6 protein-coding genes are annotated in these 15,186 nt (G+C 73.9%); all 6 read right to left on the bottom strand.

Annotation, left to right across the window (positions count from 1 at the left end):
- Nucleotides 1-85: 85 nt before the first annotated feature.
- A complete protein-coding gene (gene dpgB, locus HZS56_RS34545; RefSeq protein WP_216724765.1) occupies nucleotides 86-802 on the bottom strand; it encodes an enoyl-CoA-hydratase DpgB in 717 nt (238 codons plus the stop codon).
- A gap of 20 nt (nucleotides 803-822) precedes the next feature.
- Nucleotides 823-1,869 (bottom strand): 3,5-dihydroxyphenylacetyl-CoA synthase DpgA, encoded by a 1,047-nt coding sequence (dpgA, locus tag HZS56_RS34550; protein ID WP_216724770.1) that lies wholly within the window; start codon nucleotides 1,867-1,869, stop codon nucleotides 823-825.
- A gap of 129 nt (nucleotides 1,870-1,998) precedes the next feature.
- Nucleotides 1,999-2,907 carry a TauD/TfdA dioxygenase family protein gene (locus HZS56_RS34555; protein WP_216724766.1) on the bottom strand — a complete coding sequence of 303 codons (909 nt, stop codon included), beginning with the start codon at nucleotides 2,905-2,907 and terminating at the stop codon, nucleotides 1,999-2,001.
- A 67-nt stretch (nucleotides 2,908-2,974) separates the two neighbouring features.
- On the bottom strand, nucleotides 2,975-3,886 hold the full coding sequence (locus HZS56_RS34560) for a sulfotransferase domain-containing protein (RefSeq protein WP_216724767.1): 912 nt from the start codon (nucleotides 3,884-3,886) through the stop codon (nucleotides 2,975-2,977).
- A gap of 98 nt (nucleotides 3,887-3,984) precedes the next feature.
- A complete protein-coding gene (locus HZS56_RS34565; RefSeq protein WP_253915377.1) occupies nucleotides 3,985-5,202 on the bottom strand; it encodes a cytochrome P450 in 1,218 nt (405 codons plus the stop codon).
- 34 nt (nucleotides 5,203-5,236) lie between these two features.
- Nucleotides 5,237-15,186 (bottom strand): non-ribosomal peptide synthetase (locus HZS56_RS34570; protein WP_216724769.1); only part of this gene is annotated, 9,950 nt, incomplete at its 5' end.

Consider the following 15,186-nt stretch of genomic DNA (forward strand, 5'->3'; position numbering starts at 1 on the left):
GGGCCGGCCGCACGGCGCGCCCCCGCCCCGGGGGCGCCGGGGGCCGCGGGGGCGGCGGGGGCGGCGGGGGCGGCGGGCCGGGTGGTCACTGCGGCGCCTCCGTCGGTTCCGGTCCGTGGCCCGACAGGCGTCGCAACTCCCGGTCGCAGGCGGCCAGGTGGACGCCGAGCGCGTCCTCGTACTCGGCGGAGGCGGCCTCCTCCAGGAGCCGCCGGCGGATGCGGGTCTCCCGGTCGGAGAGCCGGCCGCGCAGGACGGCCGCGGTGTGGACGGCCTCGGTGAGGTCCTCGCTGACCTGGTCGACGATGCCGAGTTCCGTGGCGTCTGCGAGTTCGATGGCGGAGTCCCAGAGCACGATGCGGCGGGCGCGGGCCAGCCCGATGTGCTGCACGAGCCGGTACAGGGTCATGCCGGGCCAGAAGTGTCCCTCGTTGACGGGGAGCAGCAGGCGCAGGTCGGGGCCCGCGATCCGGTAGTCCGCGGCCAGCAGCAGGTCGAGGACCGGGCCGCCGCACGTCCCCTCGGCGACGGCGATGTTGACGTGGTCGAGCCGTTCCAGGCGGCGCACGGCCCGCTCCCAGCGCTTGACCTCCTGGATGGAGACGCCGCCGGGCCACTCGCGCGGCTGGTGGGGCGCCGGGGTGAACCGCAGGACCACGACCGTCCGTTCACCCCGTTCCCCGGCCTGTTCGCAGACCGCGTCCAGCGCGGCGGTCAGTTCGGGCAGCGGACTGCCGCCGTCCAGCCGGACCAGGATGCCCAGTTCCCCGGGCAGTCCCGTCCGGTCGGGTCCGGTCTTCATGGTCGCACCAGCTCCTTTCCTCACCAGCGCACCAGGGCCGTCTCGATGGTCGAGCCCGGCCCCATCGTCATCAGGACTCCGAGGTCGCCGGGGACGGCGGCCTTCTCGTCGCGCAGCCGCTCGTAGGAGAACAGGAACGATCCGCTGGAGAGGTTGCCGTGGTCGCGCAGCACTCCGGTGGTGTGCCGCACGTCGTGCCGGGACAGTTCGAGGTTCACCCGGATCGCGTCGATGACCTTCTTGCCGCCGGAGTGCACCACCCAGTGGTCGATGTCCCCGGTGGCCAGTCCGGTGCCGTCCAGGAGGCGGGAGACCGCCGTCTCGGCGTGCGCGCCGACGACGTAGGGCACGTCGGCGTCGAGGTGGAAGCTGAACTTGCCGTGCGCGTCGTCCCAGTCGTAGCGCATCGCGGAGACGGCCTCGGGGATGATGTGGCTGGCGAACCTCAGCAGTTCGGGGCCGGGCGGCGCCTCGTCGCCGGGGTGCTCCCGGGCACGGACGGCGACGGCCGCCGCGCCGTCCCCGAACAGGCTGTTGACCACCGAGGAGCGCATCGTGCCGTCGAAGACGTAGGCGGCGGAGCAGGCCTCCACGCAGACCATCAGGGCGAGTTCGCCGGGGTGGCCGCCGGCCCAGCCCGCGACGGCGTTGAGCGCGTTGAGCCCGGCGTTGCAGCCCATGCCGACGACGTCCAGTCGCTGGCAGGACGGATGGATGCCGAGGTCCCGGATGAGGAGCGCGGAGAGGCCGGGCGTGAGCAGTCCGGTGGAGGTGACGCAGCACAGGTAGCGGACGTCGGCGAGTTCCGCGGCGGCGTCCGCCAGGCAGCGTTCGACCGCCTCCCGGCCCATCCGCAGCCCGGTCTCGGTGTGCTTGCGCAGCAGGTCGCCCTGGGACTCCTCAAGAGGTGTCCCGTCGGGGCCGATCGGGGGCAGGGTGAGGTTGCGGCGCTCGATGGTGCCGCCGAGGAAGACGGAGCGGATGCGCCGGTCGGTGATGCCGAAGGTGTCGAGGACCTCCCGCTGGGTGTACGAGACGGGCGGTACGGCGGTGCCCACACCGGCCAGTCCCGGGGGCCCGGCGGCTGCTCGCTGCGGCGGCGGCCCGGGTGCCCGGCCGGCCGGTTGCTGGGTTCCGCGCACGTCTTCCTCCGTCTTTCCTGCGTGGGGATGTCCTCCGCGGGGTGCGGGAGCGGCTCAGTAGCCGACCTTGGCGTTGACGCGGCGCGGGTAGTACCGCTCGTCACCGTTGCGCCGGTACTCGGGCCGGCGGGGGGTGTTGCCGGAGGGCACGTCGCCGTTGACCGTGACGCGCTGGCCGCGGCGGTGCTCCTGGTAGTCGTTGATGGCGATGTGCTGGGTGACGCGGTTGTCCCACAGGGCCACGGTGTGCGGGTCCCAGCGGTGCCGGAGGGTGAAGGCCGGCTGCTCGGAGTGCTCGAACAGGTGCTGCAGGACGGTGTCGCTCTCCTGCCGGGTGAGCTGCGGGATGTGCGAGGTCCACATCCGGGTGACGTAGAGCGACTTGCGTCCGGTCACCGGGTGGACGCGGACGACGGGGTGCTCGGCGGACATCTCGACGACCGGCGGGATCTTCAGGACGTGGACCGCGGTGAGCCCTTCGAGCATCTCCCGGAACGGCTCGGAGAGCGTCTCGTACGCCCGGTACTGGTTGCTCCACATGGTGTCGCCGCCCGCGGAGGGGGTGTCGATCAGGTGCAGGATCGACGCGATCGGCGGGCTGGGGCTGAAGCTGACGTCGATGTGCCACTCGTCGGCCTTGCCGCCCTTGTCGGGTTCGATCACCGTGATCTCGGGGTGGTCCGCCAGCTTGGGCAGGAAGGGGTGGACCTCCACCTCGCCGAAGCGCCGGCCGAACGCCACGTGCCCGGCGGGGGTCAGCTTCTCCTGGTCCGGGAAGAACAGCACGAGGTGTTCGAGCATCAGCTCGTGGATCCGGTCGAACTGCGCGTCGGTGAGGTCGTTGAGGTCGATGCCGCGGACCTCGGCCCCGAGGGCGCCGGAGACGCGGCGGACGTCGAGGGCGTCGGCGGCGGTGGCGGGCCGGGCGGCGGTGGCGGGCGGCGGTGGCGCGGACGGGGTCACAGCGGGGTCTCCTTCGAGTCGTGGTGTGGGCGGCGAAGTACCGCGTCGGCGAACCGCCGGGCAGGCGTCACGGGCGGGCGCCCGCCGCTCCGCCGTGCAGCCAGTCGAGGAACTGCTTCGGGGCGAGGGCACCGACGCGCTCGTGGTAGGCGTCGAGGTCGGCGTCGGTCAGGACGCCGCGGGCGCCGCCGGAGCGTCCCGAGCGGAAGAACTCCGCGGGGTCCGCGAGGATCTCCTTGTCCGGCGCGAGGTGTTCCGCGCGGCCCTTCATCTCGTCGAAGGTCGCCGCCCGCACCAGCTCCGGCCAGACGGCCGGGTCCACGGTGATGCCCAGCCACTCGGCCAGCGCCGCCATCTCGCCCTCCAGGTCGGCGCACAGGTCCTCGTAGTGCAGCAGCCGTACGTTCGGCTCGTCACGCCGGTTCCAGGCGTCGAGCGGGTGGTGGAGCTCGGCGGCGGCCACGTCCTGCTCCCAGCCGTCGGACTCGCCGGCGCGGCACCAGTTCAGCAGGTACTCGCGGGCCCGACCGGAGTACTTCTCGGAGTCCTGGTCGCTGTTGAAGGCGCGCAGCCACTCGGCGCGGACGTTGGCGACCTGGTGGTACATGGACAGGGCCCGGTCCAGGGGGTGCCGGTTGACGACGAGGTAGCTGACGCGCGGGTCGCGGGGCAGTCCGTCGAGCGGGACGTGCGTCTTGATGACGCGCCGGTGCTCCTGCTCGGCGAGCTGCGCGTACATCTGGTCCTGCGGCGTGAAGAGCTGGTCCAGCCACGGCGACAGGGCCGACAGCGGCTTGGGGAGTTCCGGGGTCTGGAACACGAGCAGCGCACAGATCATCTGCACCCAGGTCGTACCGGCCTTCGCCGGACTGCTGACGACGATGTCGCCCTCGCGCAGCGGGAAGTCGTCCCAGCGGGCACTGTCCTGCTGCGGCGACTTGTACCGGCGCGGTGCTCGAGTCAGTGTCTGATCACTCATGGCGACGTTCCTCACTGGTGCACGGGAGGGGCAGCGGATCGGTCACAATCTGCCGTGGCGGGGGCCGGACGGCATCCACGTTCGCCACAGTTACGCGTCTACGCGTCCCAGGTGACGGGCAGGCTCTTCACGCCGTAGACGTCCGCGATCTCCGCCTCGGGACGCAGGGCGATCTCCTCGGCGGGTACGGCGAGGCGCAGCGTCGGGAAGCGGTTGACCAGGGCCGGGAACGCCACCTTCATCTGGACGCGGGCCAGTTGCTGGCCCAGGCACTGGTGGATGCCGTGTCCGAAGGCGATGTGTGCGCCCTCCTGGCGGTGCAGGTCGAGCAGGTGGGGGTTCGTGAAGCGCTCGGGGTCGCGGTTGGCCGTGTTGTAGCTCAGGATCAGCGAGGTGCCGGCCTTGACGGTGTGCCCGCCGAGTTCCACGTCCCGCAGTGCCGTCCGCATGAAGGTCTTGCCGACGCTCAGGTAGCGCAGCAGCTCCTCCACGGCCCGGTCGGCGAGCGCGGGGTCGGCGCGCAGCGCGGCGAGCTGCTCGGGGTGGCGCAGCAGCGCGAAGGTGCCGAGACCGATCATGTGCATGGTGGTGTCGAGTCCGGCCGCGAGCAGGAAGAGGGACATCCCGACCAGTTCCTCGTCGGTGAGGTCCCCGTCGGTGAGTTCGCTGAGCACGTCGTCGGTGGGGCGGGCGCGTTTGGCGGCCACCAGCGCCGCGAGGTGGGCTCGGGTCGCGTGGTAGGCCGCTATGAGGTCGTCGCGGTCGGACTCCAGGTCCCGGAAGGCGTCGACCTGTTTCTGGAAGGTGGCGCGCTCCTCGTGCGGGACGCCCAGCAGTTCGCAGATGGTGACGGCGGGGATGGGTTTGGCGTAGGCGGTCACCAGGTCGGTGGGCCCTCCGGCCAGTTCCATGGCGTCGAGGTGTTCGGCGGTGATCTCCTCGATGCGTCGGGTCAGCAGCCGCATGCGCCGCACGGTGAACTTGCCCATCAGCGGCTTGCGGTAGCGGCCGTGGCGCGGTTCGTCCATGAAGAGGAACTCGCCCGGGGGCGCCGGTTCGAGTTCGACGTCCCCGTGGTCGACGGTCGGGTGGCGCAGGAGTTCCCAGCGCGAGCTGAACCGGGGGTCGGCCAGCACCGACCGGATGAGGTCGTATCCGGTGACCAGCCATCCGTCGACGCCGCCGGGGAAGACGTAGCGGCTGATGGGGCCGTGGCGGCGGGCTTCGAGCAGTTCGGCCGGCGGGTCGAACGGCCGGTCGGGCCGGCGTCGCGTCGGCATGGTGGTGACGGTGTACAGGGGGTCGCCCACGGCCATCCTCGTCTCGCAGGGGCTTCGGTCCGCCGGGCCGTTACGCCCGGTCCGGGTCGGTGTCGGTGTCGTCGGTGTCGGTCGGTTCCAGCTCGCCCGCCGCGATGTCCCAGATCCGCCGCACGACGTCCGGGTTCAGGAGCATGTCGCGGTGGGCGCAGTCGAGCACGTGCTCCCGTACCTCGCCGGAGACGAAGGGGCGCCACAGTGCCGCCTTCGTCTCGGAGTCGGCGGAGACGAGCAGCAGGGTGCCGGTGGTCTTCCGGGTGCGGTGGGCGAGCAGGATGCGGGTGTTGTTGCGGACGATGCGGAGGTACGCCTCGTGCTCCTCGCCGGTGAGTGCGCCGGCCACCGTCTCCTCCTGTTCGGCGAAGCCCGCCCGCTGCTCGGCGGTGGCGGGGCCGTCCACGGGGCTGGAGTCCAGCAGGACGAGGGCGGCCACCTCTTCGCCCGCGTCCTGGAGCTGGGCCGCCATCTCCTGGACGACGTTACCGCCGAAGGACCAGCCGAGCAGGTGGTAGGGGCCGGTGGGCTGCACGGTGCGGATCTGCTCGACGTAGTCGGCGGCCATCCGGGGCAGCGAGTCGGGCAGTTCCGCGCTGCCGGTGTCCATGCCGCGGGGGCGCAGGGCGTACAGCGGCTGGTCGCCCGGCGCGGCGTCGGTGAGCCAGCCGTACTCCCAGCCGAGACCGAGCACGGTGTGGGCGCAGAACAGCGGGGGCCTTCCGCCCGTGGAGCGCATGGGCACCAGCACGTCGGCGGTCCCCTGCCGCCCCTCGCGGGCGATCCAGGCCAGCAGGCCGGTGACGGTGGGTGCCTCGAACACGGCCCGGACCGGGACGTCGGCGCCGACGACCACCCTGATGCGGTTGACGAGCCGTACGGCGAGCAGCGAGTGTCCGCCGAGGTCGAAGAAGCTCGCGTCGACGCCGACGGGTGAGACGCCGAGCACCTGCTCGAAGACGGAGCACAGCAGCTGCTCGCGCAGGGTGGCGGGTGCCCGGCCGCCGGTCGCGAGGGCGGTGTAGTCGGGGGCGGGCAGGGCGGACCGGTCGAGTTTGCCGTTCGGGGTGAGCGGCAGCGTGTCCAGCGGCGTCAGCACGGGCGGCACCAGGTGCTCCGGGAGGCGCTCCGCCAGGTACTCCCTGACCTGCGCCACCAGGTCCGCGCCGTCGTCGTCGCCGGCGGCGGCCGGTACCAGGTAGCCGACGAGGGCGGGGTCGCCGCCGGGGCCCTCGCGGGTGACGACGGCGGCCTGGGCGACCTCCGGGTGGGTGGCCAGGGCCGCCTCGACCTCGCCCGGCTCGACCCGGAAGCCGCGGATCTTCACCTGGTCGTCCGCGCGGTCGAGGAACTCCAGGTGGCCCCCGGCCGTCCAGCGCACGATGTCGCCGGTGCGGTACATCCGCTCGCCCTCCGGTCCGTACGGGCAGGCCACGAAGCGCTCGGAGGTGAGTACCGGCCGGCCCAGGTAGCCGCGGGCCAGGCCGGTGCCGGCGACGTACAGTTCACCGGCCGTACCGGGGGGCACGGGCAGCAGGCCGTCGTCGAGGACGTACGCCCTGATGTTGCGCAGGGGGCGTCCGATGGGCACGGAGGCGCCGTCCTGTGCCGCGTCGCACGTCCAGGCGGTGACGGCGACGGACGCCTCGGTGGGGCCGTAGAGGTTGTGCAGCTCCGCGTCCAGGGTCTGCCGGAAGCGGTCGCGCACGGCGGCCGGGAGCGCCTCGCCGAGGCAGAGGACCGTCCGCAGGCTCGTGCACCGCCCGGCGGCGCCGCCGTCGAGGAACGTCCGCAGCACGGAGGGGACGAACTGGGCGACGGTCACCCGTTCCCGGTCGACGAGGCCGGCGAGGTACTCGGGGTCCGCGTGGGAGCCGGGGCCGCTCAGGACCACCGCCGCACCGTTCAGCAGGGGCCAGAAGATCTCCCACACCGAGGCGTCGAAGCCGAACGACGCCCGCTGCAGCATGCGGTCGGCCGGTTCGAGGCGGTACTCCTCCTGCATCCAGGCCAGTTGGTTGACCACGCCGGAGTGCGGGACGACGACGCCCTTCGGGGTGCCGGTGGAGCCGGAGGTGTACATCACGTAGGCCGGGTGGTGCGGCCGCAGCGGCGTCCCCCGGTCGGCGTCGGTGACGGCCGCGGGCGCCGGGGTGTCCCGGAGGCCGTCGGCCAGGGGTCCGTCGAGGTCGATCCACCGGGCCGGCGTCCCGGCCCCGGTGCCGCCGAGCCGGGCCGTGGTCTCCGCGGTGCTCAGCACGAGGACCGGCGAGGCGTCGGTGAGCACGAGGTCGGTGCGCCGCCGCGGCTGGCCGGGGTCGACGGGCAGGTAGGCGGCGCCGGTCCTGACGACGGCCAGGAGCGCGACGATCTGTTCCACCGACCGGTCGAGGGCCACGCCGACCAGGGTCTCGGGCGCGGCTCCGAGGCCGATCAGGTGCCGGGCGAGCCGGCCGGATCGCTCGGCGAGCTCGGCGTAGGTGATCTCCGCGCCGTCGTGGACCAGGGCGACGGCGTCGGGGGTGCGGGCGGCCTGCCGGTCGAAGAGCCCGGCGAGGGTGCCGTCCGGGAGGGGGCCGGCGGTGTCGTTCCACTCCTCGGTGACGCGCCGCCGCTCGGCGTCGTCGAGGAGGTCGACTCGGGCCACCGGGAGGGTGGGGTCGGCCGCCACCGTCTCCAGGACCCGCAGGAGCCGGGCGGTGAGCGTCTGCACGGTGGAGCGGTCGAAGAGTTCGGTGGCATGGACGACCTCTCCGTCGAGTCCGGCGGGCGCGCCCGACTCGTCGAAGCTCTCCCGGAACTCGAAGTCCAGGTCGAACCGCGCCGTCGGGGCCCCGGCCGGCTCCTCGCGCACCTGCACACCGGGGAGGCTGAGCGTGTCCCGGTGGTTGTTCTGCACGGCGAGCATCACCTGGAACAGGGGGTTGCGGGCCATGGAGCGGGCCGGGGCCAGCTCCTCCACCAGCCTCTCGAAGGGCACGTCCTGGTGCTCGAAGGCGTCGAGGCCGGCCGTGCGCACCCGGTCGAGCAGTTCCAGGAAGTCGGGGTCCCCCGACAGGTCGGTGCGCAGCACCAGGGTGCCCGCGAAGTAGCCGACGAGGTCGTCCAGGGCCTGGTCGGTGCGGCCGGCGACGGGGCTGCCCAGCACGATGTCGCGTCCGGCGCCGCTCTTCGACAGCAGCACCGCGACCGCCGCGTGCAGCAGCATGAACATGGTGACGCCCTGTCCGAGTGCCAGCTCGGCCAGCCGTGCGTGCAGGGGTGCCGGGATGTTCAGCGGCACCAGTCCGGCCCGGTGGTCCGACACCGCCGGACGGGGCCGGTCGACGGGCAGGGCGAGCTCCTGGGGGGCTCCCCGCAGCCGCTCCTTCCAGTGGGCGACCTGCGTGGCGAGCACGCTGCCGGGGTCGTCCGCGTCGCCGAGGAAGTCCCGCTGCCACAGGGTGTGGTCGGCGTACTGCACGGGCAGCGGTTCCCACTCCGGGGCGCGTCCGGCGGCGCGTGCCCGGTACGCCTGCGAGAGGTCCCGCCACAGCGGGCCCATCGACCATCCGTCGCCGGCGATGTGGTGGACGGTCGCCGAGAGCACCCACTCGCCCGGACGCAGGGAGAACAGCGCGGTCTTCAGCGGCAGTTCGCGGGCCAGGTCGAAGGGGTGGGCGGCGAGCGCGTCGAGCCGGCCGGCCAGTTCCTCCTCGGTGACGACGGTGACCGGCAGGTCCACGGCCGCCTCCTCGACGGCCAGGACGTGCTGGCTCGGCTCGTCGTCGACGAGGGGGAAGGTGGTGCGCAGGCTCTCGTGCCGGGCGACGACGTCGGCGAGGGCCAGGCGCAGCAGCCCGGGGTCCAGGTCGCCGGTGAGGCGCAGGACGAGGCAGATGTTGTAGAGGTGGTTGGGGCCTTCGATGCGGTCCACGAACCAGAGGCGGCTCTGGCCGTAGGACAGGGGCAGCACCGGTGGCCGGGGCATCGGCACGACGGCGGGACGGGCCCGGCCGCCGGCCCGGGTCAGCTGCCGCGCGAGGCCGGACACGGTCGGGTTCTCGAAGACGGTGGCCACGGAGGTCTCGGCGCCCAGTACGGTGCGGATGCGGCTGACCAGCCGGACCGCGAGCAGGGAGTGCCCGCCCAGGGCGAAGAAGTCGTCGTCGACGCCGACGCGGGGCAGGCGCAGCACGTCGGCGAAGACGACGCCGAGCAGTTCCTCGTACGGCGAGGCCGGGCCGCGTGCGACGCTGACGGCCGCCATCGGGTCGGGGACGGGCAGGCCGGCCCGGTCGACCTTCCCGTTCGGGGTCAGCGGCAGCCGGTCCAGGACGGTCACGAACGGCGGCACGAGGTGGTCCGGCAGCCGCTCGGCGACGAAGTGCCGGATGCGGTCGGCCAGTTCACGGCCGGAGACGGCGGGGTCCGCCGGTGCCGCGTAGGCGGCGAGGCGCTTGTCGCCGGGGGTGTCCTCGCGGACCACGACGACGGCCTGGGCCACGTCGGGGTGGGCGGAGACGGTGGCCTCCACCTCCCCGGGTTCGACGCGGAAGCCGCCGATCTTGGCCTGGTCGTCGGCCCGGCCGACGAACTCCAGCACCCCGTCGGCCCGCCAGCGCACGAGGTCGCCGGTGCGGTACATCCGGGCGCCGCCGTCCTCGAACGGGCAGGCGGTGAACCGTTCGGCGCTCAGGCCCGGACGGTTCGCGTAGCCGTGGGCGAGGCCGTCGCCCGCGATGTACAGCTCGCCGGGCACGCCGACGGGGACGGGCCGCAGGGCGCTGTCGAGGACGTAGGCGCGGGTGCGGGCCAGCGGGCGGCCCAGCGGGATCGCCCGGCCGCTGTCGACGTCCGCGCGGGTGACGGGGTGGGTGTGGGTGTAGGTGACGCTCTCGGTGGGCCCGTAGCCGTTCATCAGCCGGGTGCCGGGCAGGGTGTCGAGCAGGGTGCGGCAGTGTTCGACGGAGAGCGCCTCGCCGCCGGTCAGTACGGAGCGGACGCCGCGCAGCGCCTCGACGTCGAGGTCGATGACCTGGTGCAGCAGTCCGGTGGGCAGCAGGGCGACGGTGACCCGGTGCCGGGCGAGGTAGTCGCGGATGTCGGCGACGGACGGGGAGCCGGCCGGCCCCACGGCGAGGGTGGCGCCGTTGAGGAGGGTGGCCCAGATGTCGAAGGTGGTGGAGTCGAAGGAGACGGACCCCAGGTGGGAGACGACGTCTCCGGCGCGCAGGTCGGCGTAGTCGGCGGGGCGGACGAGCCGGTCGACGGCGCGGTGGGTGGCGACGACGCCCTTGGGGGTGCCGGTGGATCCGGAGGTGTAGATGGTGTAGGCGGCGGAGTCCGGGTGCGGGGGCGTGGCCGTGGGGGTGGCGTCCTCCGCGGCCACCGCGTCCCGGACCGAGGGGTCGTCGAGGACGATGCGGTCCGGTCCGCCGGTGCTCCCGGGCAGCCGGTCCACCAGGTCGGTGGTGGTGAGGAGGAGGGCGGGGGCGGCGTCGCGCAGCATCAGTTCGATGCGGGCGGCGGGGTAGCCGACGTCGACGGGGAGGTAGGCGCCGCCGGTCTTCAGGACGGCGAGGAGGGCGGTGATCGTCTCCGGCGAGCGCTCCATGACGACGGCGACGAGGCGCCCGGGGCCCGCGCCGTGCCGGGTCAGGTACCGGGCGAGCCGGTCGGAGGCGGCGTCGAGTTCGGCGTACGTCGTCCGGGCGCCGTCGGTGACCAGGGCGACGGCGTCGGGGGTGCGGGCGGCCTGGGCCCGGAAGTGGTCGGGCACGGTGGCGGCCGGTGCGGCCCGTTCGGTGCGGTTCCACTCGGTGAGGACACGGTGCCGGTCGTCGCTGTCGAGCAGGGCGATGTCGTGGACGCGCCGGGAGGGGTCGGCGACGACGGCGTGCAGGACGAGCAGGAGGCGGTCGAGCAGGGCCTGCACCGTCGTGCGGTCGAAGAGGTCGGCGGCGTAGGTGATGCCGCCGTCGATGCCGGCGGGCCGGCCCTCGTCGTCGAAGGATTCGGCGACGTGGAGGTCGAGGTCGAACTTGGCGCGGCCCAGCTCGGTGGGGAGCGCCTCCACGCGCAGGCCCGGCAGGTCGACGGTGGCGGCGGGCACGTTCTGCACGGCGAGCAGGATCTGGAAGAGGGGGTGGCGGGCGCGGGACCGCGTGGGTGCCAGTTCCTCCACCAGCCGCTCGAACGGTACGTCCTGGTGTCCCAGGGCGCCCAGCGCCGACCGGCGGACCCTGCCGAGCACCTCGGTGAAGGTGGGGTCGCCGGAGAGGTCGGTGCGCAGCACGAGGGTGTTGACGAAGAAGCCGATCAGGTCGTCGGCGGCCTCGTCGGTGCGGCCCGCCACGGGGCTGCCGATCGGGATGTCCTGGCCGGCGCCCAGCCGGGAGAGCAGGACGGCGAGCGCCGCCTGCCACACCATGAAGGCGGTGGCCCCCTGGGCGACGGCGAGTTCCGTCAGGCGGGCGTGCAGGTCGGCGGGCGCGCTCATGGGCACCCAGCCGCCCTCGCGGCTCGCCACGGCGGGACGCGGCCGGTCGGTGGGCAGGGCCAGTTCCTCGGGGCTGCCGTCCAGCGCGTCCCGCCAGTGGGCGACCTGGCCGGCGAGGACGCTGTCGGGGTCGTCGCCGTCGCCGAGGAGGCCGCGCTGCCACAGGGTGTGGTCGGCGTACTGCACGGGCAGCGGTTCCCAGCCGGGGGCGCGGCCGGCCCGGCGGGCGGTGTAGGCGGTGGACAGGTCGCGCAGCAGCGGGACCATCGACCAGCCGTCGGCGACGATGTGGTGCGTGACCAGGACCAGCACCGCCTCGTCGGTGTCGGGCCCGTCCACGTCGAGGAGGGTGGCCCGCACGGGCGGTCCGGCGGTGAGGTCGAAGACGTGTCCTGCGGCCTCGTCGATCCGGGCCTCCAGTTCCCCGCGGCCCACGGCCTCGACGGCGAAGTACGGGGGGAAGTCGTCGAGGGAGACGATGTCCTGGTAGGGGTCGCCGTCGGCGTGCAGGAACCGGGTGCGCAGGCTCTCGTGCCGGGTGAGCAGGTCGGTCCAGGCCGCCCGGAGTGCGCCGGTGTCGAGTGCGCCGGTCAGCCGGAGCGCGAGCGGGACGTTGTAGAGGGGTCCGGCCGCCTCCAGCCGGTCCACGAACCACAGGCGGCGCTGGGCGTAGGAGAGCGGCAGCCGAGGGGGCCGGGGCCCGGCGGCGAGGGCGGGCCGCAGGATGCCGGTGGAGCCGGCGGCCTCGACGGTGGGGGCGAGACCGGCGACGGTGGAGGTCTCGAAGACCGCCTGTACGGGGATCTCGGCGCCGAGGACGCTGCGGATGCGGCTGACCAGGCGCACGGCCAGCAGCGAGTGGCCGCCGAGGGCGAAGAAGTCGTCGTCCACCCCGACCCGGGGCACGCCCAGGACCTGGGCGAAGACGGAGCAGAGGAGGTCCTCGCGCAGGGACGGCGGCCGGCGTGCCGCGCCCGTGCTCGCCGCCTCGGGGGCGGGCAGCGCCGCGCGGTCCACCTTGCCGTTGGCGGTCAGCGGCAGTCGGTCCAGGACGACGACGGCGTCCGGCACGAGGTACTCGGGCAGCCGGCCGGCGACGAACTCGCGGACGTCCGGGAGGGCTTCGCCGGGCGCCGCGGTCAGGTGGGCCACCAGGCGCTTGTCTCCGGGGGTGTCCTCGCGGACGGTGACGACGGCCTGGGCGACGGCGGGGTGTCCGGCCAGGATCTTCTCGACCTCGCCGGGCTCGACCCGGAACCCGCGGATCTTCACCTGGTCGTCGGCCCGGGACACGAACTCCAGCGCGCCGTCGGCCCGTCGGCGCACGATGTCCCCGGTGCGGTACATGCGGGCGCCGGGTACGTCGAACGGGCAGGCCACGAACCGCTCCGCGGTGAGTCCGGGGCGGGCGACGTAGCCGCGGGCGAGTCCGGCGCCCGCGATGTACGCCTCGCCCGCGACGCCCGCCGGGACCGGTTGGAGGCTGTCGTCGAGGACGTACACGCCGGTGTTGTCCATGGCGCGGCCGATCGGCACGACGTCGCCCAGGGCGTCGGGTTCGGTGAGCGGGATCTGGGTGGCGATGACGGTCGCCTCGGTCGGCCCGTAGCTGCTGCGGACGACGATGCCGGGGACCGCTTCGAGGACGCGGCGGACCGCCTCCCTGGGGACGACGTCGGCGCCGGTGAGCACGTCGTGGACGCCGGTGAAGGCGGCCGGGTCCTCTTCGGCGATGACCCGGAACAGGCCGGCGGTCAGATGGGCGTGGGTGAGTCCGTGGTCGGCGACGAGGGAGCGCAGGCGGGCGGCGTCGGTCCGCCCGGGCGGGGTGACGATCAGGGTGCCGCCGGTGAGCAGCCGTACCCACACCTCGACGGTGGACCCGTCGAAGGTGTGCGGCGCGGCGAACATGCCGCGCGCGGTGCCGGGGAACTGCCAGCAGCGGTCGCCGGCGAGGTCCACGATGTCGCGGTGGGTGGTGCCGATGCCCTTGGGTTCGCCGGTGGAGCCGGAGGTGAACATGAGGTAGGCGAGCTGGTCGGGCAGGCTGCGTCCGGCGACGGTGCCGGCGGGCCGGTCGGCCCACTCGGCGTCTCCCGCGTCGGCGACGACGACGGTGGCGAACCGGCCGCGCGCCTCTTCGGCGTACCGCTGGTCGGCCAGGCAGACCCCGGCTCCGGCGAGGGCGGTCATCTCGGCGGTGCGGGAGCGGGGTTGGGCGGGGTCGAGCGTGAGGTAGGCGCCGCCCGCCTTGAGCACGGCCAGCAGGGCGGTGACCACGTCCGGGGAGCGGTCCATGACGACGGCGACCACGGTCTCCGGGCCGACGCCGAGGTCGACGAGGTGGTGGGCGAGCCGGTTGGAGCGCGCGTCCAGTTCTCCGTAGGTGACCGGTTCGGCCCCGGTGTCGAGGGCGACGGCCTTCGGCGCGCGGGAGGCGCGGACGGCGAACAGCTCGGGGACGGTGAGTGCCAGGGTGTCGCTGCGGGCGCCGTTCGACTCGGTGAGCAGGCGCCGCCGTTCGGCGGGGTCGAAGACGTCGATGCGGGAGACCCGGCGGGCGGGGTCGGCGGTGACCGCGTCCAGGACGCGCAGCAGCCGGGCGACGAGGCTCTCGGCGGTGGAGTGGTCGAAGAGGTCGGTGGCGTAGGTGAGCCCTCCGGCCATGCCGCTCGGCGCTCCGTCCGCGTCGTGGAGTTCGACGACCTGGACGTCGAGGTCGACCTTGGCCGTGGTGGGTTTGCCCGGTCCGGCGTCGACGTCCAGGCCGGGCAGCGCGACCTGGGCCTGCGGCATGTTCTGCACGGCGACCAGGACCTGGAAGAAGGGGACGCGGTCGGTGTAGCGGGCGGGTGCCAGCTTCTCCACGAGGCGGTCGAAGGGGACGTCCTGGTGGTCGAGGGCGTCCAGTGCCGTGCTGCGCACCCGGGCGAGCACGTCGGTGAAGGCGGGGTCGCCGGACAGGTCGGTGCGCAGCACGAGGGTGTTGAGGAAGAACCCGACCAGGTCCTCCAGCGACTCGTCGGTACGGCCCGCGACCGGGCTGCCCAGCGGGATGTCCTCGCCCGCGCCCAGCCGCGAGAGCAGCACGGCCACCGCCGCCTGCCACACCATGAACATCGTCACGCCCTCCGACCGCGCCAACTCGGCCAGTCGCGCGTGCAGTCCGGCGGGCACGTCGATGTCGGCCCAGCCGCCGCCGCGTCCGGGCCTGGCCGGCCGGGGCCGGTCGAACGGCAGGGCGAGTTCGTGGGGGACGCCGTCGAGGGCGGCCCGCCAGTGCTCGACCTGCGCGGTGAGCCGGCTGCCGGCGGCGTCCTCGTCGCCGAACAGCCGCTGCTGCCACAGCGCGTAGTCGGCGTACTGCACCGGCAGCGGGGGGAAGTCCGGGGTCTTGCCCGAGCGGCGTGCCGCGTACGCCGTCGACACGTCCCGCCACAGGGGTGCCAGGGACCAGCCGTCACCGGCGATGTGGTGCACGACGAGGACGAGGACGGAACTCTCCT

The sequence above is a fragment of the Streptomyces mayonensis genome, assembly GCF_018982965.1.
Lineage (GTDB): Bacteria > Actinomycetota > Actinomycetes > Streptomycetales > Streptomycetaceae > Streptomyces > Streptomyces mayonensis.